We start from the raw sequence: 26107 nt of genomic DNA, 5'->3' as shown, positions 1-26107 counted from the left end.
GAAAAGTCCAGACGGGAAATTTCCTTTTCCTGTCTGGACCTTCTGCTCAGTTGGATGCCGGAGCCGGCATGTCCGGCAGCACGGTTTCGACCGCAAGACCGAGCGACAGGAGGTGCCGGTCGGAAAAGGCCGGACCGTCAAGTTCCAGGCCGACGGGCAGGCCGTCGGATGTCAGTCCCGCGGGCAACGACAGGCCCGGAATGCCGGCGACCGATCCCGGATCGGTGTTGCGGATGAAGGTGGGGAAGGTGGGCACGTCTTCTCCGTTCAGCGACACGGTCTCGTCGGACCCCAAGATGGGTTGGGCCGGCAGCGGGGTTGTCGGGAAGACCAGCGCGTCCAGCTTGTTGGCCGCAAAGACCTCCGCATATCCGGACTGGATCAAGGGTCGCATGTCGTCCATGGCTGCCCGGTAGACGTCATCGGGGATCGCCTGGTTGCCCAGCACCAGATTGTCGAACACGAATTTGACATCGGGGCTGTCGGCCTCATCTGCAATGTCCTGCAACTTGAGCCCGGTTTCATGGATCTCCAGAAAGGCGGCGAGATCCCGTTTCACTTCCCAAAGGGCGATAGGGAAACCGGCTTTTCCGGCAAGCTCAAGCTCCGTGCTGATATCGACGGGAACAAGGGTCACGCCGACATCCTTCAACTTTTCCAGCGCCTCCTTGAACAGACGATCCGTCTCCGGTGAGAGATTATCCGTCAGCCCACCTGGAACCCCAAGGCGGACAGTGCTCAGATCCGCCGGCTCAAGCTGTGTCGTGCTGCCCGTGATGACCGCGTCGAGCAGAATCAGATCGGCAACCGTCCTTGCAATCGGGCCGGGCGTATCGCGCGTGGTGGAAATCGGCACGATACCTTCTGCCGGGTAGCGGCCGGTGGTTGGGCGCAGACCGGCGACGCCGTTGAGCGCCGAGGGAATACGCACCGATCCACCCGTATCGGTTCCAAGCCCGGCAGGCGCCAGTCGGGCGCCAACCGCAGCGCCCGTGCCACCGCTCGATCCGCCGGCGAAGCGGGACGGATCATAGGCGTTTGCCACGGCACCGAAGGCAGCGTTGTTCGACGTGATACCGAAGGCAAGTTCATGAAGATTGGTCTTGCCGAGCAGAATGGCTCCCGCGTCCCGCAGCTTCTTCAGAACAGGTGCATCCTCCCGTGGCACCCAGCCCTTCAGCGCCGGCGTTCCACCGGTTGTCGGCAGGCCGACGGCGGCTATGTTGTCCTTGACGACAATCGGCACACCGTGCAGCGGGCCGAGGGGTTCTCCGGCCTTCACGCTTTCATCGGCGGCGGCCGCCGCCGCCAGAGCGCCTTCGCTATCGAAGGTTATGTAGACGTTTCCCGGGTCATCGCCGGTCCTGGCAATGAGAGCGTTGACGAGATCCGTGGCGCTCAGCGTTTGTCCGGCAATGGCGTCCGCCATTTCCGCCGCACTCATGGTGGTGATGTCTTCTGCGGCCTGGGCCGGGCAGGACAGGGTGGCCGCAAGAGCGGCCAGTCCGGCTGTGAGATGCACTTTCATCTGGTTCCCCTTCTTGTGCATGAGAGAAACAGCAAACGCCTGCGCCTTGTGCTGCGCATCCTCCAAAATGAGGAGGCAAGGGGAATTATTGAAGGGAAAGCCGCGCGTTGATGCTGGCGAGCAATTCGGCCCTGCTGGTGACCCCGGACTTTTGAAACACGGCCTTCAGGTGCGAGCGAACAGTGGTGACGGAGATGTTGAGGTCCAAGGCAATCTCGCGGTCGCGCTTGCCTTCGCTCACCAGGCAAAGCACGTCCTGTTCACGGCCCGTCAGTTGGTGGCGCGCCGCCCAGGCCGCCAACCGCAATCGGGGGTCGGCTTCCCGCTGTTTCTGCTCGTTGGTTCGCATGTTGGCCAGAGCCTGGCCGAAGGCGGTGCCGATTGCGTTCAGAATGTCCAGATCGCGCTGCTGGAAGGTGTCCTTGCCGGCGCCGCGCCAGATGCGCAGGTCGCCCAGATGGCCGGTCGCCGCATAGGCGTGGAAGTTCATTCCCTGATGCAAGCCGTCCCGCGCAAGGAAGTCGTTGTAGAACTCGGTGCGCAGGAAGTCTTCCCGGGAAATGATCTGGTCCAGATGGGTGGCGCGCCGGCACATGCGGAACCGCGGCGTGATCGGGTCGCAGTGCTGGAAATGATGCTGATAGGCGGCGAGATTGCGCTCGTCCATGTTCAGGAACACAGCGTCCGTGTCGCCTTCCGTCCTTGTCCAGACGAAGGAAGCGAAATAATCGGCCTCCAGAAGGTCGAGCAGGTGTGCCCCAAGCTGCAGCCTGAGTTGCCGCGCGTCCTGAATGGCGGTCATGTCCTGCATGATCGCGAATATCAGCTTCGTTTCCCGGCCCGAAAGCGTTGTCAGCATGACAGACCTCCTCCGGCAGCATGGTAGCCGGGAAGAGGAGATCCGTCATCCAGAAGAATCAGGCTGATCCGGTAGCCTATTTCGGCATCAGGGCCCAGTAATCGAAGTCGAGCACCACTTCGGGCAGGTAGTTGCCCTCATGGTCCTTGCCCGGAAAATCATGGCAGGTCCGGTTCTTGGTCGCGACCAGGCGAAGGCGCAGTGCGCCAACGTCCGAGCGGCCGTCGATGTCCGCCTTGTCCAGCACTTCCGACCAGGCATACACCGTGTCGCCTGCCCCCAGCGGGCCGACGTGGCGGCCGCCGTTGATACCGGCAATGTGAAAGGCGTTGGCCAGCCCGTTGAACGACAGCGCGCGGGCAATGGAGATCACATGCCCCCCGTAGACCAGCCGGTGGCCGAAGCGGCTATGAGCTTCCGTATGCTGGTTGAAATGCACCTTGGCCGTGTTCTGGTAGAGCCGGGTCGCGAGCTGGTGCTCGGCTTCCTCCACCGTCATGCCGTCAACATGGTCAATCTTCTCGCCAACTTCGTAATCGGCGACACGGTATTCGGAACCCGCCAGATCGTTGTCCCAGTTTGCGGTGTCGAGCAGCGGTACAGCGGTGCCGAGAGACTGCGGGTCGAGTGCCGCGGGAAGTTCCGGCACCACCGGTTCCGGGGCGGGGTTGGCGGCAACACGTTTGTTGACCATCACCCAGCGGACATAGTCCAGTACCTCGGTGCCATTGGCTGTGTATCCGGTTGAGCGCACATAGACGACGCCGGTCTTGCCGTTGGAATTTTCCTTCTTGCCGATCACCTCGGAAACGGTGGAGATCGTGTCACCGGGGAAAACCGGTGCCAGAAAACGGCCACCCGCATAGCCGAGGTTGGCGACGGCATTCAGCGAGATGTCCGGCACGGTCTTGCCGAAAACGATGTGAAAGGTCAGCAGGTCATCGACGGGGGCTTGAGAGTAGCCCAGGGATTTTGCGAAAGCGTCCGACGACTGAACCGCAAAGCGGGAGCCGTAAAGCGCTGTGTAGAGCGCCTGGTCACCACTGGTGATGGTGCGCGGCGTTGCGTGGCGGATCACCTGACCGACCTCGAAGTCCTCGAAAAAATTGCCGCGATTGGTCTTGCTCACCTGTGCCTCCCGATTCCGATTTGTCGGAGAGGATTAAGCCCGCTGCGCTGCACACAAGCAAGTCAGACGTTTTGCCGATGACTTTTTGTAACAGTTCGCGGCGCTTGAGGCTGTCTTCCCGGCCCGAAAAAGGACAGGGAAAACAGCCGTCATTTGCCTGCAGGATCGGGTAGCGCACCGCAGAAGCCGCCGCTGGGAGCGGTACCTGACCCCAGGGCCAGAAGCTTCGGGGCCTTGTAGGGATTGGGCGGTGTCGCGGACGCGTCGAGTGCGATCATGGCGGTAAGCCCTGCGAGTGCTATGGATGCAGTCACCAAACGGGTCATGATCTTGCCTCCAGCTTCAGGAGGGGGCGCAGCTTCACACCGTAGACCGATCCGGCAAACGCAGCCGCGAACCACACCCAGCCGTGCAGGCTGCCGGTCGAGATGCCGGAGAAGAACGCGCCAACATTGCAGCCGAAAGCAAGGCGGGAGGAATAGCCCAGCAGAAAGCCCGCAACCATTGCCGCGAGCCAGGCCTGTGCCGGAAGAGACTGGATGTTCTGGGACAAACCACCTGTCCGCCAGCCGGCAACGAGAAACGCGCCCAGAATGATGCCGATATTGGTCAGAGAAGTGTAATCCGTCAGCAGGCTATGGGTCAGGCGCTCGACGGATGCGGGCGCACTCCAGAAGGTGGAGCCGGACAAATCCGCGCCCGCGGCAGAGGCTGCTTTTGCTGCCCACAGGCCGAGGCCGTAGACGACGCCCCACGGCTGACCGGCCACGATCAGGTTGAGGACGGCAAGGGCTGCCAGCAGGACGGCTGCAACAATCAACCGGCGAGGCAGGCGGCGGTGTTCGGGCGCGGCCAGTTTCCACAGCACAGCAGCAATTGCCGAAAGACCCAACAGTGTGATCGCCGCACCCTGCCAGCCGGACAGGGTCAGAACCGGCAGTGCGCCGAGATCTGTCCACCAGATGAGGTGATAGGCCCCGGCGAAGCTGCCGATGGCAAAGAAGGGCAGAGCGACGAGAGAGACCGCGTTGCCAGACCCGGCATTGACCAGAGTTCCGGACCCGCAGCCGAGCACAACCTGCATGGCGGCACCGAACACGAACGCCCCGGCAATCATGGCAAAGCCGATCGGCCCCTGAGCGCCGCTCAATTCGCCCTGGTTGGCGGCAAGCAGCGGAAAGGCCACCAGCGAGACAAGGGCGATCGACAGAAGCTGCGCCCACAGGCCGCCGGGGTCGCGGCGCAGGATCATTGCACGCCACGGGCCGGCAAAGCCGAAGCGCAGACCTTCCAGCACGATGCCGAAGCCAAGGCCGACGGCGAGCAGCAGCCCAAAGCGGCCACCGACGAGCAGCGCGGTGGCCAGCATGGCTGCGAGGGCGGCCAAAACAAGACCGCCGCGGCGCCAGATTGGCGTCGCAGCGGTGGTGTGAATATCTACGGCAGTGGTCACGTCAGTTCAGTATCTGGTTGATCAGGTTCTGTACGAGACCCGGGGTATTGGCCATCTCGTTTCCGGACTGGGAATATTCGACCATGGAGCCCGCGTAAAGCTTCGCGTTTTCCACTCCGGCCACTTCCGACACGGCAAACCAGTGGGCGGCGGCCCAGTGGCCGGTGTTGCAGAAGGAAACCGTATCCTTGCCGTCTTCAACACCAAGCGAGGCTTTCAGAGCAGACGGGTCGATAGCGGTCGACATCGCCGGCGAACCTTCCTTGAAGAAGGCCGTGTAGGTGTGGTTGATGGCGGTCGGCAGGGTTCCCGGGCGGGCTGCCGCGTCATGCGCCTTCCTGCCGTTGAAGAAATCCGCCGGGCGGGCATCGACCAGAAGCGCGTTCGACTCGCCCGCAGCCACGGCGGCAACGTCTGCGGTGGTGGCGAGCCAGGTGTCGTCAAACGTCAGATCCAGCTCGCTCGGAAAGGCGGATTCGGCCGTGGCGTTGACCGGAAGGCCAGCAGCTTTCCAGGACTCCAGGCCGCCGTTCAGGATCGACAGATCGGTGAAGCCGGTGGATTTCAACGTCCAGTAAACCCGGGCGGCGGAACCGAAGTCGGTATCGGTCTTGCCTTCGGACAGGATCACGATGGGCGTATCCTGTTCCAGGCCGAGTTCTTCCAGTTCGGCTTCCAGCTTTTCGACATCCACGAGGCCGCCCGGATTTTCCGCCGGTCCGCGGAACATGCGATAAGGAGCAAACAGAGCGCCGTCGGCATGGCCTTTCTCGTATCCGGCATTGCGGATGTCCAGAAGCACCGGCTCCACGGTGTCCAGCGACGCGGACAGCTCGGAGGCCTCCACCAGCGGGCCGAAGGTTGCGGCAGCGGCGGATGTGGCGAGGCTTGCGGTCATCGCCAGTGCAAGAGCGACATGTTTCATGATTTCGGCCTTCCTTGTGCGCGATGGCTTTGCGGCCAGGCGCTTCAATTCATTTGCCGAATTGTAGGAAGTTCCCGTTTCCGGGGCGTGGGATGGCGTTTCAAATTCAGTCTCGCGACTGACATTTTAAACCAAAGCGGACATTTGGCGTGGCAACTTGTTGCGGTGAGGCGTGTGGACAGTTGACCCGTCCTGTGCTTTGCCGGCGAAAGATCCGGACGAGTGAAAGAGGGCGCGCATAGGCAAACCTCATCCTGAGGAAGCGCGAAGCGCTGTCTCGAAGGATGGGCCACTTGCTCCGAAAATGCCGCCCATGCTTCGAGACGGACCTGCGGTCCTCCTCAGCATGAGGGGAAAATCGAACGGGCTAAAAAAAGCCCGGGACAGTGCCCGGGCTTTTCTGGTTCTTCAAATCGAGCTTATGCCGATTCCTTGTTCGCCGCGCGATCGGCGCGCTTGCGCTCATGCGGGTCGAGGATGGCTTTGCGCAGACGGATGGATTCCGGCGTGACTTCCACCAGCTCGTCGTCTGCGATGTAGGAGAGCGCTGCTTCCAGGGTCAGCTTCTTCGGCGTGGTCAGCTTGACCGCGTCGTCCTTGCCGGCAGACCGGATGTTGGTGAGCTGCTTGCCCTTCAGGACGTTGACTTCCAGGTCGTTGCCGCGGGTGTGCTCGCCGATGATCATGCCCGGATACACCTTGGTGCCCGGATCGATCATCATCGGGCCGCGGTCTTCCAGGTTGAAGAGCGCATAGGCAACAGCTTCGCCCGTGCCGTTGGACAGAAGCACGCCAGTGTGACGGCCCTGGATCGGACCCTTGTGAGGCTCGTAGCCATGGAACAGGCGGTTGAAGATCGCGGTACCACGGGTGTCCGACAGAAGCTCGGACTGATAGCCGATGAGGCCGCGCGTCGGGGCGTGGAACACCAGACGGGTGCGGCCACCGCCGGACGGCTTCATTTCCAGAAGGTCGGCCTTGCGTTCCTGCAGCTTCTGAACCACGACGCCGGAATGTTCTTCATCAACGTCGATGATGACTTCCTCGATCGGCTCCAGGCGGTTGCCGGCATCGTCATACTGATAGACGACGCGCGGACGGCCGACGCCAAGCTCGAAGCCTTCACGGCGCATGTTCTCGATCAGGATCGCCAGCAGAAGTTCGCCGCGGCCGGAGACGACGAATGCGTCCGGCTCGTCGGTGTCTTCCACTTTCAGAGCAACGTTGCCCTCGGCTTCCTTCTTCAGACGGTCGCGGATAACGCGGGACTGAACCTTGGAGCCTTCGGTGCCGGCCAGCGGGCTGTCGTTGACGCGAAACGTCATGGAAAGCGTCGGCGGATCGATCGGCTGGGCCTGCAGGGATTCAGTGACCGACGGTGCACACAGCGTGTCGGCAACGGTTGCCTTGGTCAGGCCCGCGATGGCGACGATGTCGCCCGCTTCACCCTTTTCGATCGGCTGACGTTCCAGACCGCGGAAAGCGAGGATCTTGGAGATACGGCCGGTCTCGACCAGGTTGCCGTCACGGTCTAGCGCCTTGATCGGCATGTTCGGCAGAGCCGTGCCGGATACGATCCGGCCGGTCAGGATGCGGCCCAGGAACGGGTCGGATTCAATGGTGGTTGCCAGGATGCGGAAATCGCCCGGCTCGGCTTCCGGCGGGGACACCTTGTCCAGAACCATGTCGAAGAGCGGGTCCATGCTGTCCTGCGGCCCGTTCGGTTCGAGCGCCATCCATTCCTGCTTGGCGGAACCGTAGAGGACCGGGAAGTCGAGCTGTTCTTCGTTGGCGTCGAGTGCCGCAAACAGGTCAAACACTTCGTCCAGCACTTCATCGGCGCGCTGTTCCGGCTTGTCGATCTTGTTGATGGCGACAATCGGCTTCAGGCCCAGCTTCAGAGCCTTGCCAAGCACGAATTTGGTCTGCGGCATCGGGCCTTCGGCAGCATCCACCAGAAGGATCACGCCGTCGACCATGTGCAGGATGCGCTCGACCTCGCCGCCGAAGTCGGCGTGGCCCGGGGTGTCGACGATGTTGATGCGTGTGTCTTTCCAGACCAGCGAGGTGACCTTGGCCAGAATGGTGATGCCGCGTTCACGTTCGATGTCGTTGGAGTCCATCATCCGTTCTTCGGTGCGCTGGTTGTCGCGGAAGGCGCCGGATTGCTTCAGAAGAACGTCGATAAGGGTTGTTTTGCCATGGTCAACGTGCGCTATGATGGCAATATTGCGAAGTTTCATGAGTGGCTCCAAAAGACAGAACGGGCCCTTGGGGACCCGCAGCTTGTCTGGAAGTTGATTTGCTATGGAACGGCATCTGCGCCGAATTTGGCGCCTTTATACGTGGCGCGAGGGGATTGTGCAATGCAATGTCACTTCTGCGCATTGACAGCGGTTCCAGAAGCGCCATATTCGTAAGGTAACCTTACTAAAATGAGGCGGCGATGGGACTTCCTACTCCGAATGTCGGCATCACCATGCTGGTCGTTGATCTGGCACGGTTGCTGCGGCGGAACTTCGAAGCGGAGTTATCCAAGGTCGATACTGGTCTGACCGCCGGCGAGGCGCGTACGTTGTTTTATGTCTGGCGTCTTCCTGGTCAACGGCAGGCTGTTTTGGCGGATGCAATGTATGTCGAACCGATGACCCTGGTCGGTTATCTCGACACACTCGAAAAAGCCGGATTGATAAAACGCTGCCAGGATCCGAATGACCGCCGGGCCAAGATGATCGAGCTGACACCGTTGGCCGATCCTTTGCTTGAAAGAATTGGGACTGCCCTGCAAGAGGTGCGCTCCAAGGCGCTCGAGGACATCCCCGCCGATCAACGGCAGATACTGGAAGCGCTGCTGCAGACGATGAAGGACAGCCTGCTGCAGGAGGTTTCCAAAGGGAAACAGAAATGACTGCCGACAGCTCTATCATGAGCGCAAGACGCACTTCACTGCTTGGGGCCGGGCTCGTTGCCATCGGCCCCATTTCGATGGCGCTTTACACACCGGCCATGCCGGCCCTCGTTGAAGCCTTTGGCACAACCGACTCGGCGGTCAAACTCACGCTGACAGCCTATTTCGCCGGTTTTGCCGTCACGCAGCTCGTTTGCGGGCCGCTGACGGACGCTTTCGGACGCAAGCCGGTCACGATCGGTTTCCTGATCCTTTACCTGGTCTCCAGCGTGCTGGCGACCTTCTCTCCGACTGTCGAATTCATGGTATTTGCCCGTGCGCTTCAGGGTGTCGGAGCAGCGGTAGGCATCGCGGTCTCGCGTGCCATTGTCCGCGATCAGTTCACCGGACAGGCCTCCGCCAAGATCATGAACACGATTGCGATGATGCTGGCTCTCGGCCCGGCGATCTCGCCCACCATCGGCGGCATCGTGCTGGAACTGTTCGGCTGGCAGGAAGTGTTCTGGTGCATGGTGATCTACGGCGCCTTGCTCATGGTTGCCGTGCTCGTCTTTCAGGTCGAAACCAATCCCAGGCCCGGCAAGCATCACCTCAATCCGCGGCAACTGGCGATCAATTACACCACCTTGCTGAAGGACCCGAGGTTCCTGGCGCCAAGCCTTCTCATCGGTTTCGGCCTCGGCAACCTTTATGCGCTCGCGACCGTTCTGCCCTTCATCCTGATCTATGAAGTGGGCCTGACACCGTCAGCCTTCGGTCTGACAATGATCATCCAGTCGGGTTCATTCATCTCAGGCACCATCTTGACCGGCCGTCTGCTGCGCTTCATCGAAGCCCGCAAGCTGGTGCCCTATGGGCTTGGCATGTGGGTCGTGGCTTCGTCGCTGATGTGCTACGTGACGCTGACCCATGAGCCGACGATCCTGACTGTGATGGGGCCAGTGGCGCTGTTCACATTCGCGCTGGCGCTGGTTTTGCCGGCAAGCTTTACCGAATCCATGGCGCCCTTCCCGCACATTGCAGGCTCGGCGTCGTCCATGCTCGGCTTCCTTCAGTTCGGCGGCGGTATCGTCGCCAGCCTCTTGATTGCAGCGCTTGGCGAACCGATCCTCGGCCTTGCCTACATTCTGCCGGGCATGCCTATCGTCGGCATCATTGTCTACCTGATCCTGCGCAGCCAGATCCCGCAACCGGCGGCGGCGGAGTAGGCGCTCGGAACGCTTCCGCTCGCTCTTTCTTCCGGTCCCCTTTCTGTCACTGCCGGATCTGATCCGGCAAACGATGTCGTGATATTGCCTCAGGACGGGTCTTTCCTGCGGCTGGCGAAACGGCATGGAAGCCATGGTCGAGCCATGGCATGACGCGGGCGGGTGAGGGGTAGATGGATGATTGCGACATTGCGGGAAATTCGCTGTCATATGCCGGGCAGGCAAAGACTGCTTTCCCGGCAAATTGCCAACTTCTCCGTCATTGCCGGACTTGATCCGGCAATCAATTCCCTGACGCTGCCTCGCCCGAGACCTTTCGGGAGAATGGAGACGCGGCGCGGGCGGGAGAATGGAAAAACAAACGGGCCGGTTTCCCGGCCCGCTCTTTGTTTGAAAAACTTGATCAGGCCTTGCGAACCGGATCCAGCGTGACGGTGTGCAGTTCGACGTCGTCGCGGTCCATCAGGCGAACGGTGAGCTGTTCGCTCTGGCCGTCGATGTCGACCAGGCCGAAGAACTGAAGCCCCATGGACGGCGGCAGGTTGGCGCCCTGTTCGGCGGTCGGTGCCTTGATGTATTTCAGTTCCGGACCGAAGGTCATGTCGAGATCATTCGGGCCGAAGGTGCCTGCATGGATCGGGCCGGAGACGAATTCCCAGAAGGGTTTGAAGTCCTGGAACTGGGCCTTGTCCGGATTGTAGTAGTGCGCGGCGGTGTAGTGCACGTCGGCGGTCAGCCAGACGATGTTGTCGATGTCGGCTGTCTTGATGAAGCGCAGCAGATCGGCAAATTCCAGTTCGCGGCCTTTCGGAGCGCCATGATCGCCGTTGGCGACGGCTTCGGCACCTGCCTGGTCTTTCCAGTTGTCCCAGACGATCAGGCCGATCGGCATGTCGCAGGCGATGACCTTCCAGGTGGCGTTGGAATTCAGCAGTTCACGCTTCAGCCAGGCAAGCTGCTCGGCGCCAAGGATGCGGGAATCCGGCGTCATGCTGTCTTCCATCGAGGCGCCGTTCGGGCCGCGATAGGAGCGCAGGTCCAGGAAGAACACATCCAGCAGCGGACCATAGGCGATCTTGCGGTAGACGCGGCCCGGTTCGGCCGGTGTGTAGCGGATCGGGGTCAGTTCGTGGAAAGCCCGGCCGGCACGGGCGGCCAGCAGGTGGATGTTCTTTTCGCTGTAACGGTCGTCGGACAGCAGATCCTTGGAGGACGACCAGTTGTTGACGACCTCGTGGTCGTCCCACTGGAAGAAGGTCGGGACTTGTGCGTTGAACGCCTTGAGGTTCTCGTCCAGGAGATTGTATTTCCACTGGCCGCGATATTCTTCCAGCGTTTCGGCAACTTTGGATTTTTCTTCCGTGACGATGTTCTTCCAGATGGTGCCGTCCTTCAGCTCGACGGTCTCCTTCACCGGGCCATCGGCATAAATCGTGTCGCCGGAGTGGATGAAGAAGTCCGGCTGATGCTTTGCCATGGTGGCATAGGTTTTCATGCCGCCGCGGTCGGTATCGATCCCCCAGCCCTGGCCGGCAGTGTCGCCCGACCAGGCGAAACGGATGTTGCGGCGGGAGGCGGGAGCCGTGCGGAAGCGGCCGGTCATCGGCTCTGACACCGCATTGACGTCATTCAGGTCGGCAAAGGCGACGCGGTAGAAGATGTCCTGATCGGACGGGAGGTTTTCAAGCAGCCGTTTGACGGCGAAATCCGAATCGGGAAGCGCATTGATCGGGGCGAGCCGGCGCGGCGTTTCGAAAGTGCCGGTGGTGTCGACTTCCACCAGCATTTGCGCCGGGCGGTCCGAGCGGGCCCAGATCATGCCGGAATTGGCGTCAACATCGCCGGATTGCAGACCGTGGGTGATCTGCGGGCGCGAGGCGGCGCGCGACAGGCCCGGCATGGCCAGCGGCGAAGCCAGCACGAGACCGGTGGCGACCGATGATTTGAGGAAATTGCGTCGAGAAACAGTTGAAGACATTTTAAAGCTCCGTGGCTGGGGACCGCTGGGGCGCGTCCCTTGGCGAAACATCAGGTGCTGAAGCTCCGTGACAGACGGATGTCCGTTCCAAGACCGTTTCCCGAATTTTTGATGACGGTGTGTTCGGATTGCAGAAAACCGCTACGGAACGATTGAACCTCCAAATTGCTTCCAAATCGTGATCGTCCACAGCCTTGGGGTGGGGTCAAGCAGGGCGAGGTCGTTTTAGTGCCGCTTGACCGTCGGTGCCAGACGCGCCAAACACGTGCCTGACCGTCAAAAGGACGCCATGATGCCGACCCCGACAGCCTATGAGCCGCCGCGTTTCGACGCCGGAAGCCAACGCCCCCACGTGATGGGGATCCTGAACGTGACCCCGGATTCCTTTTCCGATGGCGGGCGCCACGCGAATGCGGATGCCGCCTTGCGGCGCGCGCAGGAAATGATTCTGGAAGGGGCCGACATTCTGGATGTCGGCGGCGAAAGCACGCGGCCGGGTTCGGAACCAGTACCGCTGGATCTGGAATGGTCGCGGCTCGATCCGATCCTGGATCAGGTGATCGCGATGGGGACGCCGGTTTCCATCGACACCTACAAGGCGGAGATCGCGCGCCGGGCCTGCGCGGCAGGGGCGCTCATCGTCAATGATGTGTGGGGCCTGCAAAAGGACCCGGCCATGGCGGACGTCGTTGCCGAGGCCGGCGTCCATGTGGTTATGATGCATAATCGTCTTGCGGCTGACGCTGGACTGGACATTCTGTCGGACATCGACCGGTTCTTCGAAACTTCGATGAACCTGGCGGAAAAGGCCGGAATCGCAAGGGACAAGCAGATCCTGGATCCAGGCTTCGGCTTCGGCAAGACCATCAACCAGAATTTCATCGTCCTGAACCGTTTCGAAACACTGCAGAAACACGGCCTGCCGCTTTTGGCCGGTGCGTCGCGCAAGCGCATGATCGGCGCGGTGCTGGAAGCGGAGACGGAAGACCGGCTGTTCGGGTCCGTTGCCGTTCACATGACAGCCATGTTGAAGGGGGCCGCGATTGTGCGGGCGCATGACGTAAGTCCACATGCCGATTGCGTGCGTATGATCGAGGCAACCCGCCTGGAACGGAACCCTGTCGAATGAATGCCGATACTGCGATGGCTGATGCCCCGACCCGCTGTGCGCTGGGGCTCGGATCCAACCTTGGAGATCCGAAGGCCAACCTGGACGAAGCCATCCGCCGCCTGGAGGCAACCCCCGGCATCATGCTGGTCTCGCGTTCTTCCGACTACCGCACGCCGCCGTGGGGGCCGGTGCCGCAGGATGATTTCCGCAATTGCTGCGTGGTGATCGACACCACCTTGAGCCCGCAGGCGCTATTGAACCGGTGTCTGGATATCGAGACCGAACTCGGGCGCGTGCGCGATGTGCGCTGGGGGCCGCGGACGCTGGATATCGATGTTCTGATCTACGGCCTGCAAAGGGTTGCGGAAAACGACCTGGAAATCCCGCACCCGCGCATGGGCGACCGCGCCTTCGTTCTCATCCCGCTCGCCGAAATCTGGCCCGACGCCCCGCTGGGCGACGGCCGCACCGCGATGGAGGCACTGGAAACCTGCCCGGATCAGGATGGGGTGGTGAGGCTGGACGGTTGACAGAACAACTGAAAGAAACCTGATCTTAAGCCTATCAGCTATAGAAAAACGCCAACCTGTAAATGCGTTGCGCGGGGTGCTGCGGACATGTCTTCCGCTCTGGGATTGAAAAATGAAGGCGATTTTGACCCGCCTGCTCAAGCGCAGACAGCCTCTCTCGAGGAGGCTGCGCCCTTTCAAACACAAAGTCTGCCTTTTCCAGGTGTTCTCAATGTTGTTCTCATGAGTGTTGTCATCGGCACAACGCTCGTTCTTCAAACGCTTGTTACGGCGCGCGTCGATCCCAAGTCACTAATTTTGTTCGGGGGGATCATCACGGTCTGCGCGCTGCTGAGTTGCTACATCAAACTCCGGGGGACATTTCCAGACGTTTTCCGGGAACGGATGCAGCTGTTACTCAAAGGCATTGTTTTCATATTCGTCGCCCTGGCAACGTTGCGTATCTTCAACCACTTGACCATGAGCGTAGTGTTTCCTCTTGCGGATCCTCTCCTTGATAACTGGGACAAGGTGCTCGGGTTCGACTGGATGGCCTATTTCACGTTCGTCCAGCATAACTTTCTGCTGAACAAGATTTTGCATATTGCCTATATCGGGTTCGACGGTGCCAGTCTGTTTGGTTTTCTCGCACTGATTCTGATGGGAAGGCCTGCTCGAGCGCGCTATTTTTGCGAAATATTTTTGATCACCGCAACGGTGTCGGTTTCAATAGCGATGTTTTTCCCTGCGGTCGCCACCGTCGCCTACTATTTTGGCGATGTAGCCCATATCGACGGTTTCAGCAGCGTTCCTGGTATTGCTCATGTGGAACAACTTCTTGCCTTGCGAGAACCATCCGGCGCTACGGTCAATCTTCTCGACGCAGAAGGGCTTGCTGCCTTTCCATCGTTCCATACTGCTGGGGGCATCTTGCTAATCGCGGGCTTCTACAAGACACGCTGGTTCTGGTTGGTGACATTGTTCGCGGTGACCATGATAGCCGCAACCCCGGTGTTCGGCGGTCATTACTTTGTCGACCTCTTTGCTGGCGGTGCTTTGGCCGTGGCCGTCTCGGTGCTGAATGCCCGGCGTCCCTGTTATCGGGGCCTCTTTGGCACTGAGCAATGTAGGCATTGAGGAAGCCACCATTTAACGTCGCTACTTCAAAACTAGCAATTAAAGCCCCAGGAAACTCTCCATATGAAACCCGGCCGTTGCCTGGCTTTGCCGGTGTTCCTGGCCAAAGGGACAGGCCTGTCTTGCCAGGCAGCCCGACCAGCAATCCAGGTCGCGGCTGGTCGCCAGATGGTTTCGGCAGTCAGTGACCTTGTAGCCTTCGTGCACCGTAACGGCACCGACCGGGCAAACCGTGAGGCAAGGGGCGTCGGTGCAGGTCGGGCAGGGGCCATCCATCACGGCCGGTTCCGGCCCGGCATAGGCTTCAGCGGTGAGAAAAGCCGCACGGAAACCGGCCCAGGGGCCGTAAGTGCGGTGGGCGAGGACGCCGAGGGGGCTTTGGGAGAAGCCGCCGCACTTCATCGCCCATTGCTGGAACGGGTAATAGGGCGGGCCTTCGAAGGGAAACACCGGTTCGTAGCCGGATGCCTCGGCAAGTTCCAAAAGGCTGCGCCGCGTGTAGCGGTCGAGCGGGTCGGGTTGGCCGCTCCTGTATTCCGGACTTGCCGTCATGTGCGGCCAGATCGAGGGGCCGGTGCTGCCGATCAACAGAAGGCTTCGGGCCTGCTTGCCGCTGGCAAGAGGTGGAACCGCAACACTGTCGTCCGGCGCAAAGCCGCCGAGCAACAAAAAACCGGCGGCAGCAAGGTCCTGTTCGAGCTTTGCTGCCGCCGGTCTTGTCATGTCAGAGATCTCAGCCGATCCGGTCGCGCTTGGCGAGGGTACGCAGGCGCAGGGCATTCAGCTTGATGAAGCCGGCGGCGTCCTTCTGGTCGTAAGCACCCTGGTCGTCCTCGAAGGTGACCAGCTCTTCGGAATAGAGCGAATAGGGCGAGGACCGGCCGACGAGGATGACGTTGCCCTTGTAGAGCTTCAGCCTGACGGAGCCGGTGACGTGCTCCTGGCTCTTGTCGATCAGGGCCTGCAGCATTTCGCGCTCCGGCGAGAACCAGAAGCCGTTGTAGATCAGCTCGGCGTAACGCGGCATCAGTTCGTCCTTCAGGTGCGAGGCACCGCGGTCGAGCGTGATGGATTCCATGGCGCGGTGCGCCGTCAGGAGGATGGTGCCACCCGGCGTTTCGTAGATACCGCGGCTCTTCATGCCGACGAAACGGTTCTCGACCATGTCGAGACGGCCGATGCCGTTGTCGCGGCCATAGTCGTTGAGCTTTGCGAAGAGCGTTGCCGGAGACATCTTCTCGCCGTTGAGGGAGACAGCGTCGCCCTTTTCGAAGCCGATCTCGATATAGGTGACTTCGTCCGGAGCTTCGGTCGGGTCAACCGTGCGCTGGAACACGTAATTTGGTGCTTCCTCGGCCGGATCTTCCAGCACTTTGCCTTCCGAAGAGGAGTGCAGCATGTTGGCGTCGACGGAGAACGGAGCTTCGCCGCGCTTGTCCTTCGGAACCGGGATCTGGTGCTGTTCGGCGAATTCCAGAAGATCGGTCCGGGACTTGAAGGTCCAGTCGCGCCACGGGGCGATCACCTTGATATCCGGGTTCAGGGCGTAGGCGGACAGTTCGAAACGAACCTGGTCGTTGCCCTTGCCTGTGGCACCATGGGCAATCGCATCGGCGCCGGTTTCCTTGGCGATCTCGATCAGCCGCTTTGAAATCAGCGGCCGGGCGATGGAGGTGCCGAGCAGGTAAACGCCTTCATAGACGGCATTGGCGCGGAACATCGGGAAGACGAAGTCGCGGATGAATTCCTCGCGCAGGTCGTCGATGTAGATTTCCTTGATGCCGAGCATTTCGGCTTTCTTGCGCGCCGGCTCCAGTTCCTCGCCCTGGCCGAGGTCGGCAGTGAAGGTCACCACTTCGCAGCCCAGTTCGGTCTGCAGCCATTTCAGGATGATGGAGGTGTCGAGGCCGCCGGAATAGGCCAGCACGACTTTTTTGATGTCACCATGCGCCATTTTGGGAAAAATCCAGTTCGCTGTTCCTGGCGGTTGCCCGCCGATGAAAATTTGCGGCAATTTAGCCGGTTCTCTGGACGGCGCAAGCCCTGCGATGCACTCATTTCGTCGCGTTTCGTTCTACGCGGGCCGAACTGCCATATCGGAGATTTGCGGAGGGTGCCTGTTACTGTGCCGCCGCCGTTTGCGCGGTTGCCTTGGCGCCGTATCGGGCCAGGAACATATCGACACTTTCCTCGATGATCCGTTCCATCTCGGGGCGGGTGGTCACCCGGCCGCTGTGGATGTTCGGATAGAATGAGCGGGCCTTGATCAGGCCGAGAAACTGGCTTGCTGCGAGGGAGGAGTCGTCGGCGGTGAGCTTGCCTTCGCGGGTGGCGCGTTCCATGAACTCGGTAAAGACGGAGATCTTGGTCATGCGGCTGTCCATATCGGCTGCCAGGGCCGGATCGCGGATCGTTTCGCTCATGACCATGCGGGCCAGGCTCATGAAACACGGGTTGATCATCAGCTCGCCTTCGGCCCAGCCGAGACGCACCAGGGCGTCGCGAATGGGCGCCGCCGGGTCGTAGGCGACTTCAAGCGCCGAGTTGATCTGGTCGGCAAGGCACTGGTTGATCTCCTTGAAAAGCACGTCCTTGCTTTCAAAGTGATTGTAGACCGTGCGCTTGGAAACCTGGGCTCGCTCGGAAATCCGGTCCATGCTGGCTCCGGCATAGCCCTTTTCCTGAAACTCCGCGATTGCAGCCTGAACGATCTGCTTCTTTTTCTGATCCGATACGGACATTACCTACTCATATCTACCCCGTTGCATTATCTGTCAGACGACAGGACCCCCGCCTCTTTAATCCCAAAATTCGCGCCCTATGTAAACTCTGGCGTTTACAGACGTGCAGTTCCGAACTAAACTGCACGGTGTAGTTTACATCCTTTAGCCAGAATTGGCCAGCCAAAGGAGACGCCTCCTCATGTCAGTGACATTAAAAATCAACGGGGAAACGCGCACGCTCGACGCGGATCCCGAAAGCCCTCTGTTGTGGGCTTTACGCGACGAGCTGGGAATGACGGGGACGAAGTTCGGTTGCGGTATCGCCTCTTGCGGTGCCTGCACGGTTCACTTGGACGGGGTCCCGATCCGTTCCTGCCAGACATTCGTCGGTGACCTTGAAGGCGCCGAAATCACCACCATCGAAGGTATCGACGGCAAGGCGGCTGCCGCTGTCCAGGCCGCCTGGAACGAGCTGGACGTGCCGCAATGCGGTTACTGCCAGTCCGGCCAGATCATGGCTGCGACGGCCTTGCTGGCAGAAACGCCCAAGCCGACGGACGAGGACATCGACGCCGCCATGGACGGCAACGTATGCCGCTGCGCCACCTATGCCCGGATCCGCAAGGCCATCCACCTTGCTTCAGACAAGATGGAGGCCTGAGCCATGCTGCATCTCCTGCAACAACCGCTGAAAGCCGCAATGCCGACCCGGCGCAGCTTCCTGAAGATTTCCGCCGGCACCGTCGGCGGCCTCGTCCTTGCCATGAACCTGCCGCGCGCCACCGCCTCGGCCGCTGAAGGCGAGTTCATCCAGCCGTTCGTTCACATCCGTCCGGACAATACGGTCGTGGTCCTGTCCAAGCACTTCGACATGGGACAGGGCACGGCCAGTGGTCTGTGCAGTCTGGTCGCCGACGAACTCGACGCTTCCTGGGAGCAGGTCACTGTCGAATTCGCGCCGTCCAATCCGCAGGTCTATGCCAATTCGCTGTTCGGCGTGCAGGGCACGGGCGGTTCCACGGCCATGGCAAACTCGTTCCTGCAGTATCGTCAGGCCGGTGCCGCGGCAAAGGCAATGATTGTTGCCGCTGCCGCAAAAAAATGGAGCGTTCCGGCTCGTGAAATAACCGTGTCTGGTGGTGTCGTTTCCCATGGTGCGGACAAGTCCGCGACCCTGGGCGAGCTGGCGGGTCTTGCTGCCAACGAGGCCGTTCCGGCAGAACCGACGCTGAAGACACCGGACCAGTGGGTCTACATCGGCAAGTCCTTCCCGCGTCTCGACGTCAAGAACAAGACCGTCGGTGCGCCGAGGACCTACACAATGGACTTCCAGCGCGACGATCTGCTGGTTGCCGTTGTTGCCCGCTCGCCCCGTTTTGGTGGCAAGGTGAAGTCGTTCGACGCCGCCGAATCAAAGAAGGTGCCGGGTGTCGTCAATGTGCTGCAGATCCCGAACGGGGTCGCGGTGATTGCAACCTCCACCTGGCCGGCGATCAAGGGGCGTTCCCTGCTTGAGATCGAGTGGGACGATGCCGAAGCAGAAACCCGGTCCAGCGATGCGATGATCGCGGAACTCAAGGATATGACCACCAGGCCGGGTGTGAAGGTTCGCGAGGACGGAGACGTCGACGCGGCACTGGAGGCTTCGGCCAGGGTCATCGAAGCGGAATACGATTTCCCGTTCCTGGCCCATGGTGCGATGGAGCCGCTGGATATCGCGATGATGTTCGACGGCGAAACAGCGGAATTCTGGTTTGCTTCCCAGATCCCAACCATCGACCACAACGTGGCAGCCACCGTGCTCGGCATTCCGTTCGAGAAGGTGAAGATCAACACCCTGTGGGCCGGTGGATCCTTCGGGCGCCGGGCTCAGGCCGATGCGCATCCGGTCGTGGAAATCACCACGCTGGCCAAGGCGATGCAGGCCGCCGGCATGGCGCCGGCTCCGGTGAAGATCGTCTGGACGCGTGAGGACGACATGGCCGGCGGATACTACCGTCCGATGTCGGCTCACCGGCTACGGGTCGGTCTTGACGAGCAAGGCAACGTGACGGCGTTCAAGTACAACATCGCGGCCAAGTCCATCGTCAAGGGCACGCCCTTCGAAGCCATGCTGATGAAGGACGGTGTCGACCACAACATGACCGAAGGCGCGCATGATACGACCTATGCGTTCCCGCTCATGAACATGGACCAGTCCTTCCAGGACACGAAGGTGCCGGTGCTGTGGTGGCGCTCGGTGGGGCACACCCATACGGCCTATGTCATGGAAACCATGATCGACCGTCTGGCCAAGGAAGCAAGCAAGGATCCGGTTGCCTATCGTCTCGAGATGATCAAGGACGATCCGCGCAAGGTGGGCGTGTTGAAGCTGGCTGCCGAAAAGGCCGGGTGGGACACACCCTTGCCTGAAGGACGTCACCGCGGCGTCGCCGTGCACAAGTCCTTCGGCTCCTATGTGGCGGAAGTGGCGGAAATCTCCTTCCGCGAAGATGGCACGGTGAAGGTGGAAAAGGTGACGGCCGCAGTCGACTGCGGCACGCCGATCAACCCGGACAATATCCGCGCGCAGGTCGAGGGCGGCATCGGCTACGGTCTCGGCGCTATCCTGCGCAACCAGGTGACGCTGGTTGACGGCGTTGTCGAAGAAACCAACTTCGACACCTACGAGCCGATCCGGATGTCCGACATGCCGGAGATCGAGGTGCATATTGTTCCCTCGAACGAAGCGCCGACCGGTATCGGCGAGCCCGGCACGCCGCCAATCGGTCCGGCCGTCGCCAACGCGATCGCCGCTGCCAAGGGCGAATGGGCAACCAGCCTGCCGCTGGCTAAGGCCGGTCTGGTCTGAGCCTTGCGAAAAGAAAAGAGAAAGGCCGCCTGCGGGCGGTCTTTTTTTCAGATTGCCTTGAGGATTTCTGATCAAACAAAAACGGCGGCTCCAAAGGCCGCCGTTTTTCGTTCAGGAGGGAAGGTTGCCTCAGGAGGCCGCCAGGGCCTCGCGGTCCTTCTTGCGCATGCGCTCGGACGCCGATTTGAGCTGGCCGCAGGCGGCAAATATATCGCGGCCGCGCGGTGTACGGATGGGAGAGGCATAGCCGGCCCGGTTGACGATGTCGGCGAATTCCTCGATCCGCTCCCAGTCGGAGCATTCGTAGTCGGTGCCTGGCCACGGGTTGAAGGGGATCAGGTTGATCTTGGCCGGAATGCCCTTGAGCAGGCGCACAAGCTCAAGCGCGTCCTTGTTGCTGTCGTTGACGCCCTTCAGCATCACATATTCGAACGTAATGCGCTTGGCGTTGGACAGGCCCGGATACTGCCGGCAGGCGTCCAGCAGTTCCTTGATGTTCCATTTCTTGTTGATCGGCACCAGCACATCGCGCAGTTCGTCGCGGACCGCATGCAGGGAGATGGCCAGCATGCAGCCGATTTCTTCACCGGTGCGGAAGATTTCCGGCACGACACCGGAGGTCGACAGGGTGATGCGGCGCTTGGAAAGCGACAGGCCGTCGCCATCGGACGCGATCAGCAGCGCCTTCTTGACGTTGTCGAAATTGTAGAGCGGCTCACCCATGCCCATCATGACGATGTTGGTCACCAGCCTGCCTTCGGACGGCACGATGGCACCCTGAGGCGTGTCCGCATGCGGGAAATCACCCAGCCGGTCGCGGGCAATCAGGATCTGTGACAGAATTTCTTCAGCCGTCAGATTGCGAACCATCTTCTGGGTGCCCGTGTGGCAGAAGGTGCAGGTCAGCGTGCAGCCGACCTGGGAAGAAACGCAGAGCGTGCCGCGGCCTTCTTCGGGAATATAGACGGTTTCGACCTCGACCGGGCGGCCGGCACCACGCGCCGGAAAGCGGAACAGCCATTTGCGGGTGCCGTCAACGGAGATCTGCTCGGAAACGATTTCCGGGCGGGCAATCGTGAAAGCCTCGTCCAGTTTCTGGCGCAGATCCTTGGCGATGTTCGTCATCTGCGCAAAGTCGGAAACGCCGCGCACATAAAGCCAGTGCCAGAGCTGCGAGGCGCGCATGCGCCACTGTTTCTGCGGCACGCCGATGGTGCCGAGTGCCTCGCCCAGTTCCTCGCGCGACAGGCCGATCAGCGTCGGCTTGTCTTCGCCGGGCAGAACGGCGGCGGCTGCGGCTGAAACGGTTTGCGCGTTCGGATTGTCCCGAGCGATGTCGAGCGTAATTGCCATGTCGTGATCCGTAATCTCGTCCGGCAAGGTCGTTGAGCGTCTTGTTACAAGACGGCGCGGTCGCCGGGTGCCTGTCTCGCAGGTCTGATTTCAAGCGCACCTAACACCACAAAAAGCGCTGAAAATCAAGTTTGCTGACGTGCAGGGGAGCTATGCAGACGTGTTTACGCCAAACAGCAACGGCCCGGAAAGGCCAAGGAGCCCGTCCGGGGTAAAGTCGAATTTGAGAGGAAACCACCTGCCGGCTTCGGCCTTTCGCCCTGCAATTGCAGGGGAAAGCCGGAGAAGCCAACGCCTGAACGCGTTAGCGGCAGGCAGCGGTGGAATCGTCGATCGCGGCAGTGACGCCGGACAGAGAGAACTTGTAGGTGGTACGGGTCCCACGGCTGGATTCGCCGGACACCGTCATTTCCCGGCCTGCCCTCATGGCAGCGACCAGTTGCGCTTCGGTTGCAGCGTTTTCGACCCAGGCCCCGTCATTGTTGGTGAAGAGCGTGAAGCCCTTACCGTCAATATCGACGCTGACCGAGGATTTGTCCTTGAAAGGATAACCAACCAGCAAGCTCGGCTCGGACGAAACGCCTTCCGCCGGGCGGGTGGTCACGAAAAAGAATACATCCCCGTGATTACGATCTCCGGGAAGCAACGTGGTCGGTTTGGTGAGCGCGTAGCACACCTTGCCGCCGCCGCTGGTCAGCGCATAGGCTGCCCAGTCCTTGTGCTGCTTCAGAAGTGTCGGGGTTTGTGCGAAAGCCGCTGCACTCGAAACGGCAAGACCTGCGATGGCCAGAACCAGCGATTTTGCTTTCATCATCTCCACACCGTTGGATTTGAGTTTCCGTCAAATTTAGTTCAATTGCCGTCTGACATATAAACCTTGCTTTAATGATAACTTAAAGCGGGTTACGAAAGGGTTGAAGCCGGGCAATTGTTTTTCTGTTTTCGGTGCGTGCACCAATCTTATCGCTTTGCGTTTAAACGCGGCAACAGTGTGGCAGACCTGCTTGACCCCCCTTTCGAATTATGTCGAACCTGATAAAGAAGATGGATCGGCAGGGGGATTGATTGTCTTTGACGCAGGTGCAGTATTTTTCCGATCTCATTGTCAAAGTGGCGAAAGACCGGGACAGGGCGGCTTTTATCGAGCTGTTCGATCACTTTGCGCCGCGCCTGAAGGGTTATCTCATGAAGCAGGGAGCCGACGAGGCTCTGGCTGAGGAAGTTGCCCAGGACGTCATGATGACGTTGTGGCGCAAGGCGGATTTGTTCGATCCGAAAAAATCAAATGCCAGCACCTGGTTGTTCCGTGTCGCCCGTAACCGGCGGATCGACAGGATTCGCCGCCAGAAGTCCGCGGCGCTCGATCCGGAGGATCCCTCCCTGCAGCCGACGCCCTTGCCGGACATCGCCGAAGAGATGGATGCAAGGCTGCGGGAAAACCGGGTGCGTGCCGCTTTGTCGCAGTTGCCCGAAGAGCAGCGGAATGTCGTTCGTCTGGCTTTTTTTGCAGGACAGTCCCACAGCGAAATTGCCGAATACACCGGTTTGCCGCTCGGGACGGTCAAATCGCGCATCAGGCTTGCCTTCGGCCGGTTGCGCCAGCTTCTGGAAACCGATTCCTCCGTGGATGTGGACTGATCCGGTTCGGGACGGCTGCTTTTCCGGGATTTTGAAGACCCGATAGTTGGGTGCTGCCGGCTCAGGTTCCCGGAACCTTGCGGCCCGTGCGCATCACCGGACCGCCGCTGACATGCTTCGGCCGTTCGATTTTCGGGCCGCCTGCCGTGATGGAGCGATCCGCGTAGCGGCCGAGGGCCCTGTGACGGTCGTACATCACGATTGCGCCGGCCATGGCAACGTTGATGCAGAATTTGGTCGGGATCTTCACCACATGATCGCAGCGCTCCAGCATCTGCGGTGACAGCGACCCGCGCTCGGGGCCCAGCACGTAGGCGGCCTGAAGCGGGTGACCGAAGCTCGGCAATTCGATCGATTCGTCCGTCAACTCGATGCCGACAAGCTGGCAACCCCTTGGCAGATCCATGGTGTCGACGCTGTCCCAGGTGAAGACCGGCAGGTGACCGGGGCTTTTCGAGGTGTCGGAGGGCGGTGCCTTGCGCAGCTTTTGGTCGGCATCCACCGTGAAGAAGAAATTGGCGCCGAACGCATGGGCGGAGCGCATCAAGGTGCCCAGGTTCATCCGTTTCGAGAGGCCCTCGGCCCCGATTGCAAAATATCCGCGCATCAGTTCGTCCGTTTTCGATTTGGCTGCCTCATAGCCGACTTTCGCCAGAGCTGAAAGTTTTGAGCTTATCCGGAAAGCCAATTCCCGCTTCTTGCATGGCTTGCTAACGTCTTGATCAACGCAGCGCGACCGGCGCTTTGACCCATTCAAACGCATGAGGATGCCGTGAAAGCCTGTCTTTGCAAAACCTTCGGTCCGCCCTCCAGTCTGGTTGTCGAAGAGATTGCCGATCCGGTCGCCGGACCGGGTGAAGTCGTGGTGCGGGTAAAGGCCTGCGCGCTCAATTTCTTCGATACGCTGATCATCAGGGGCAAGTACCAGTACAAGCCGGAGATGCCGTTTTCGCCAAGTGCCGAATTTGCCGGTGTGGTCGAGACGGTGGGCGAAGGCGTTACCGGGGTTTCTGCTGGTGACAGGGTCGTGGGTTACATGCGCTGGGGCGCTGCACGGGAAAAAGTGGTGGTTGCCGCGAGTGATCTTGTCGCGCTGCCCGATGATATTTCCTTCGAAGTCGCAGCGGGTCTGACGGTGACCTATGGCACCACGCTGCATGCCTACCGCGACCGCGCCGGATTGAAACCGGGCGAAACGGTCGCCGTTCTGGGCGCATCGGGTGGTGTCGGCCAGGCGGCGGTGGAAATTGCCGCGATCATGGGGGCAAAGGTGATTGCCTGCGCCTCATCTAAAGAAAAACTCGCCTTCGCCCGCTCGCTTGGCGCGCATATGACGGTCGACTATTCGGTTCAGCCGCTCAAGGAAACCCTGAAGGAGCTGACTGGCGGCAAGGGCGTCGACGTGGTTTACGACCCGGTCGGCGGGGATCTGTCGGAACAGGCGATCCGGGCAACAGCCTGGGAGGGGCGATTTCTGGTGATCGGTTTTGCCGCGGGCGATATCCCGAAGATCCCGCTCAATATCGTCATGCTGAAGGGTTGCGACATTCGCGGCGTCTTCTGGGGGGCGGCGCTCGAGAGAGACCCGGAAGGTCACCGCCGCAACATGAAGGAGCTTCTGACCTGGGTTGGCGAGGGCAAGCTGAAGCCGCACATCCACGGCGTCTACAAGCTGGAAGAAACCGCCCAGGCGCTGGAGGAAATCGCTGCGCGCCGGGTGCAGGGCAAGGTGATTTTGACGCCTTGAGGCGAGCACTGCGCCTGATCGATGGCGCAGGCTTTTCCAGGTTTAGGCAGTCCGGGTGCGGTTTTTCGTGTACGCGGCCCAGCCTTCGAGACGGACCTTGCGGTCCTCCTCAGGATGAGGCTTTGGTTTTGGCAAATCAGGGGATATGCAACAAGGATGACCTCATCCTGAGGAAGCGCGAAGCGCTGTCTCGAAGGATGGGCTGCTTGCTCAAACCGAACTCAGACCGCAAATTCCGCGATCACGGGCGCGTGGTCGGACGGCTTTTCCCAGCCGCGTGCGTCGCGCAGGACCGTGGTGCCCTTGACGTGCGGGGCGAGCGGCTGGGATACCCAGACATGGTCGAGGCGGCGGCCCTTGTCGGCGGCGGACCAGTCCTTGGCCCGGTAGCTCCACCAGGTGTAGAGCTTTTCGTCCAGAGGCGTGAACTGGCGCATAGCGTCCAGCCAGCCGCCTGCCTCGCGGACCTGTTCGAACAGCTCCGTTTCGACCGGCGTGTGCGAGACGACCTTCAGCAGCTTCTTGTGCGACCAGACGTCGTGCTCGTAAGGGGCGACGTTGAGGTCGCCGACCAGAATGGCGGGTTTCGCGGTTTCTTCGCCTTTCAGCCATCCCAGCATCTCGTTCATGAAGTCGAGCTTGTGGCCGAATTTCGGGTTGATCGTGCGGTCCGGCTCGTCGCCGCCTGCCGGCACATAGAAATTATGCAACCGGATGCTGGAGCCGTTGAAGGGCACGTCCACCGCCACATGGCGGCTGTCCCCAACCTGGCAGAAATCACGCTTCTCGATGTTGCTGAGCGGCAGCCTGGAGAGCGTCGCCACGCCGTGGTAGCCCTTCTGGCCGTGGATGGCCATGTGCTCGTATCCCGCCTTGCGGAAGGCGTTTTCCGGGAAATTTGCGTCTGGGCACTTGGTTTCCTGCAGGCAGATTACATCCGGTGCGACTTCATCGATCAACTGTTCCACAATCGGCATGCGCAAGCGCACGGAATTGATGTTCCAGGTGACGAGTTTGATCCGGTCTGTCATGGGAAATTTGCCAAGGCTT

Annotated in this window: 24 protein-coding genes; 9 read left to right on the top strand and 15 right to left on the bottom strand. The window is 60.7% G+C overall.

Annotated elements, in window-relative coordinates; genetic code table 11:
- Positions 1 to 46: 46 nt before the first annotated feature.
- From iaaH to typA, 7 genes are all read right to left on the bottom strand, one after another.
- The gene (gene iaaH, locus SIAM614_RS21535; RefSeq protein ID WP_040440807.1) at positions 47 to 1528 is read right to left on the bottom strand and encodes an indoleacetamide hydrolase; all 1482 of its coding nucleotides are present in this window, start codon (positions 1526 to 1528) and stop codon (positions 47 to 49) included.
- A gap of 85 nt (positions 1529 to 1613) precedes the next feature.
- Positions 1614 to 2387 (bottom strand): helix-turn-helix transcriptional regulator, encoded by a 774-nt coding sequence (locus SIAM614_RS21530; RefSeq protein WP_006937884.1) that lies wholly within the window; start codon positions 2385 to 2387, stop codon positions 1614 to 1616.
- A gap of 76 nt (positions 2388 to 2463) precedes the next feature.
- A complete protein-coding gene (locus tag SIAM614_RS21525) occupies positions 2464 to 3516 on the bottom strand; it encodes a MaoC family dehydratase (RefSeq protein WP_006937882.1) in 1053 nt (350 codons plus the stop codon).
- Positions 3517 to 3665: 149 nt separating this feature from the next.
- Positions 3666 to 3842 (bottom strand): hypothetical protein, encoded by a 177-nt coding sequence (locus SIAM614_RS32540; protein WP_198137368.1) that lies wholly within the window; start codon positions 3840 to 3842, stop codon positions 3666 to 3668.
- Positions 3839 to 4969, bottom strand: a complete 1131-nt coding sequence (locus tag SIAM614_RS21520) for a YeeE/YedE family protein (protein WP_040440773.1) — start codon at positions 4967 to 4969, stop codon at positions 3839 to 3841. The genes SIAM614_RS32540 and SIAM614_RS21520 overlap by 4 nt, the downstream gene beginning before the upstream one ends.
- Position 4970: 1 nt before the next feature.
- Complete coding sequence (locus SIAM614_RS21515) at positions 4971 to 5894, bottom strand: sulfurtransferase (RefSeq protein ID WP_040440805.1); 924 nt, start codon at positions 5892 to 5894, stop codon at positions 4971 to 4973.
- Between the two features lie 419 nt (positions 5895 to 6313).
- Positions 6314 to 8137 (bottom strand): translational GTPase TypA, encoded by a 1824-nt coding sequence (gene typA, locus SIAM614_RS21510; RefSeq protein WP_006937874.1) that lies wholly within the window; start codon positions 8135 to 8137, stop codon positions 6314 to 6316.
- 236 nt (positions 8138 to 8373) lie between these two features.
- Here typA and SIAM614_RS21505 point away from each other — a divergent pair, with 236 nt between their 5' ends.
- Together SIAM614_RS21505 and SIAM614_RS21500 are read left to right on the top strand one after the other, a co-directional pair.
- Positions 8374 to 8802 carry a MarR family winged helix-turn-helix transcriptional regulator gene (locus tag SIAM614_RS21505; protein WP_208984066.1) on the top strand — a complete coding sequence of 143 codons (429 nt, stop codon included), beginning with the start codon at positions 8374 to 8376 and terminating at the stop codon, positions 8800 to 8802.
- The gene (locus SIAM614_RS21500) at positions 8799 to 10010 is read left to right on the top strand and encodes a multidrug effflux MFS transporter (protein ID WP_006937870.1); all 1212 of its coding nucleotides are present in this window, start codon (positions 8799 to 8801) and stop codon (positions 10008 to 10010) included. The genes SIAM614_RS21505 and SIAM614_RS21500 overlap by 4 nt, the downstream gene beginning before the upstream one ends.
- Positions 10011 to 10413: 403 nt before the next feature.
- Here the strand turns inward: SIAM614_RS21500 and SIAM614_RS21495 are convergent, their stop codons facing one another.
- The gene (locus SIAM614_RS21495) at positions 10414 to 11988 is read right to left on the bottom strand and encodes an alkaline phosphatase D family protein (RefSeq protein WP_040440770.1); all 1575 of its coding nucleotides are present in this window, start codon (positions 11986 to 11988) and stop codon (positions 10414 to 10416) included.
- A gap of 292 nt (positions 11989 to 12280) precedes the next feature.
- Between SIAM614_RS21495 and folP the strand changes: the two genes are divergently transcribed.
- From folP to SIAM614_RS21480, 3 genes are all read left to right on the top strand, one after another.
- Complete coding sequence (gene folP / locus SIAM614_RS21490; RefSeq protein WP_208984065.1) at positions 12281 to 13117, top strand: dihydropteroate synthase; 837 nt, start codon at positions 12281 to 12283, stop codon at positions 13115 to 13117.
- The gene (gene folK, locus SIAM614_RS21485) at positions 13114 to 13629 is read left to right on the top strand and encodes a 2-amino-4-hydroxy-6-hydroxymethyldihydropteridine diphosphokinase (RefSeq protein WP_006937865.1); all 516 of its coding nucleotides are present in this window, start codon (positions 13114 to 13116) and stop codon (positions 13627 to 13629) included. Before folP ends, folK begins: the two co-directional genes overlap by 4 nt.
- An 87-nt stretch (positions 13630 to 13716) precedes the next feature.
- Complete coding sequence (locus SIAM614_RS21480) at positions 13717 to 14745, top strand: phosphatase PAP2 family protein (RefSeq protein WP_040440769.1); 1029 nt, start codon at positions 13717 to 13719, stop codon at positions 14743 to 14745.
- Positions 14746 to 14784: 39 nt separating this feature from the next.
- On the opposite strand, the gene SIAM614_RS21475 is transcribed toward SIAM614_RS21480, so the two are convergent.
- From SIAM614_RS21475 to SIAM614_RS21465, 3 genes are all read right to left on the bottom strand, one after another.
- Positions 14785 to 15468 (bottom strand): hypothetical protein, encoded by a 684-nt coding sequence (locus SIAM614_RS21475; protein ID WP_006937861.1) that lies wholly within the window; start codon positions 15466 to 15468, stop codon positions 14785 to 14787.
- 10 nt (positions 15469 to 15478) lie between these two features.
- On the bottom strand, positions 15479 to 16699 hold the full coding sequence (locus tag SIAM614_RS21470; RefSeq protein ID WP_006937860.1) for an argininosuccinate synthase: 1221 nt from the start codon (positions 16697 to 16699) through the stop codon (positions 15479 to 15481).
- A 166-nt stretch (positions 16700 to 16865) separates the two neighbouring features.
- Complete coding sequence (locus SIAM614_RS21465) at positions 16866 to 17486, bottom strand: TetR/AcrR family transcriptional regulator (RefSeq protein WP_006937859.1); 621 nt, start codon at positions 17484 to 17486, stop codon at positions 16866 to 16868.
- 181 nt (positions 17487 to 17667) lie between these two features.
- On the opposite strand from SIAM614_RS21465, the gene SIAM614_RS21460 reads away from it, so the two are divergent.
- Together SIAM614_RS21460 and SIAM614_RS21455 are read left to right on the top strand one after the other, a co-directional pair.
- The gene (locus tag SIAM614_RS21460) at positions 17668 to 18129 is read left to right on the top strand and encodes a (2Fe-2S)-binding protein (RefSeq protein ID WP_006937858.1); all 462 of its coding nucleotides are present in this window, start codon (positions 17668 to 17670) and stop codon (positions 18127 to 18129) included.
- Positions 18130 to 18132: 3 nt separating this feature from the next.
- On the top strand, positions 18133 to 20319 hold the full coding sequence (locus tag SIAM614_RS21455; protein ID WP_006937856.1) for a xanthine dehydrogenase family protein molybdopterin-binding subunit: 2187 nt from the start codon (positions 18133 to 18135) through the stop codon (positions 20317 to 20319).
- A 129-nt stretch (positions 20320 to 20448) separates the two neighbouring features.
- Here SIAM614_RS21455 and rlmN read toward each other — a convergent pair whose 3' ends face one another.
- Positions 20449 to 21672, bottom strand: a complete 1224-nt coding sequence (gene rlmN / locus SIAM614_RS21450; RefSeq protein ID WP_006937855.1) for a 23S rRNA (adenine(2503)-C(2))-methyltransferase RlmN — start codon at positions 21670 to 21672, stop codon at positions 20449 to 20451.
- Between the two features lie 304 nt (positions 21673 to 21976).
- Entirely contained in the window at positions 21977 to 22486 is a 510-nt protein-coding gene (locus tag SIAM614_RS21445) for an invasion associated locus B family protein (protein WP_006937854.1), read from the bottom strand.
- Between the two features lie 251 nt (positions 22487 to 22737).
- Here SIAM614_RS21445 and SIAM614_RS21440 point away from each other — a divergent pair, with 251 nt between their 5' ends.
- Positions 22738 to 23310 carry a sigma-70 family RNA polymerase sigma factor gene (locus tag SIAM614_RS21440; RefSeq protein WP_006937852.1) on the top strand — a complete coding sequence of 191 codons (573 nt, stop codon included), beginning with the start codon at positions 22738 to 22740 and terminating at the stop codon, positions 23308 to 23310.
- A gap of 61 nt (positions 23311 to 23371) precedes the next feature.
- Here the strand turns inward: SIAM614_RS21440 and SIAM614_RS21435 are convergent, their stop codons facing one another.
- Complete coding sequence (locus tag SIAM614_RS21435) at positions 23372 to 23917, bottom strand: RNA methyltransferase (RefSeq protein WP_040440800.1); 546 nt, start codon at positions 23915 to 23917, stop codon at positions 23372 to 23374.
- 165 nt (positions 23918 to 24082) lie between these two features.
- On the opposite strand from SIAM614_RS21435, the gene SIAM614_RS21430 reads away from it, so the two are divergent.
- Positions 24083 to 25057, top strand: a complete 975-nt coding sequence (locus SIAM614_RS21430; RefSeq protein WP_006937847.1) for an NADPH:quinone oxidoreductase family protein — start codon at positions 24083 to 24085, stop codon at positions 25055 to 25057.
- 221 nt (positions 25058 to 25278) lie between these two features.
- On the opposite strand, the gene xth is transcribed toward SIAM614_RS21430, so the two are convergent.
- Positions 25279 to 26088, bottom strand: coding sequence for an exodeoxyribonuclease III (gene xth, locus SIAM614_RS21425; RefSeq protein WP_006937845.1), 810 nt, complete (start codon positions 26086 to 26088; stop codon positions 25279 to 25281).
- Positions 26089 to 26107 lie beyond the last annotated feature (19 nt).

The organism is Roseibium aggregatum IAM 12614, from assembly GCF_000168975.1.
GTDB lineage: Bacteria > Pseudomonadota > Alphaproteobacteria > Rhizobiales > Stappiaceae > Roseibium > Roseibium aggregatum.
Note: the sequence above shows the minus strand (reverse complement) of the source record. Positions and strands in the feature narration are given on the sequence as shown.

Bases quoted from the DNA above. Each gene is read 5' to 3' on its own strand.
- SIAM614_RS21445 (WP_006937854.1), bottom strand. From the start codon at position 22,486: ATGATGAAAGCAAAATCGCTGGTTCTGGCCATCGCAGGTCTTGCCGTT.
- SIAM614_RS21500 (WP_006937870.1), top strand. From the start codon at position 8,799: ATGACTGCCGACAGCTCTATCATGAGCGCAAGACGCACTTCACTGCTT.
- SIAM614_RS21455 (WP_006937856.1), top strand. From the start codon at position 18,133: ATGCTGCATCTCCTGCAACAACCGCTGAAAGCCGCAATGCCGACCCGG.
- SIAM614_RS21505 (WP_208984066.1), top strand. From the start codon at position 8,374: ATGCTGGTCGTTGATCTGGCACGGTTGCTGCGGCGGAACTTCGAAGCG.
- typA (WP_006937874.1), bottom strand. From the start codon at position 8,137: ATGAAACTTCGCAATATTGCCATCATAGCGCACGTTGACCATGGCAAA.
- SIAM614_RS21475 (WP_006937861.1), bottom strand. From the start codon at position 15,468: ATGACAAGACCGGCGGCAGCAAAGCTCGAACAGGACCTTGCTGCCGCC.
- SIAM614_RS21460 (WP_006937858.1), top strand. From the start codon at position 17,668: ATGTCAGTGACATTAAAAATCAACGGGGAAACGCGCACGCTCGACGCG.
- folP (WP_208984065.1), top strand. From the start codon at position 12,281: ATGCCGACCCCGACAGCCTATGAGCCGCCGCGTTTCGACGCCGGAAGC.
- SIAM614_RS21495 (WP_040440770.1), bottom strand. From the start codon at position 11,988: ATGTCTTCAACTGTTTCTCGACGCAATTTCCTCAAATCATCGGTCGCC.
- folK (WP_006937865.1), top strand. From the start codon at position 13,114: ATGAATGCCGATACTGCGATGGCTGATGCCCCGACCCGCTGTGCGCTG.
- SIAM614_RS32540 (WP_198137368.1), bottom strand. From the start codon at position 3,842: ATGACCCGTTTGGTGACTGCATCCATAGCACTCGCAGGGCTTACCGCC.
- SIAM614_RS21530 (WP_006937884.1), bottom strand. From the start codon at position 2,387: ATGCTGACAACGCTTTCGGGCCGGGAAACGAAGCTGATATTCGCGATC.
- SIAM614_RS21435 (WP_040440800.1), bottom strand. From the start codon at position 23,917: ATGCGCGGATATTTTGCAATCGGGGCCGAGGGCCTCTCGAAACGGATG.
- SIAM614_RS21470 (WP_006937860.1), bottom strand. From the start codon at position 16,699: ATGGCGCATGGTGACATCAAAAAAGTCGTGCTGGCCTATTCCGGCGGC.
- SIAM614_RS21480 (WP_040440769.1), top strand. From the start codon at position 13,717: ATGTCTTCCGCTCTGGGATTGAAAAATGAAGGCGATTTTGACCCGCCT.
- SIAM614_RS21515 (WP_040440805.1), bottom strand. From the start codon at position 5,894: ATGAAACATGTCGCTCTTGCACTGGCGATGACCGCAAGCCTCGCCACA.
- SIAM614_RS21465 (WP_006937859.1), bottom strand. From the start codon at position 17,486: ATGTCCGTATCGGATCAGAAAAAGAAGCAGATCGTTCAGGCTGCAATC.
- rlmN (WP_006937855.1), bottom strand. From the start codon at position 21,672: ATGGCAATTACGCTCGACATCGCTCGGGACAATCCGAACGCGCAAACC.
- xth (WP_006937845.1), bottom strand. From the start codon at position 26,088: ATGACAGACCGGATCAAACTCGTCACCTGGAACATCAATTCCGTGCGC.
- iaaH (WP_040440807.1), bottom strand. From the start codon at position 1,528: ATGAAAGTGCATCTCACAGCCGGACTGGCCGCTCTTGCGGCCACCCTG.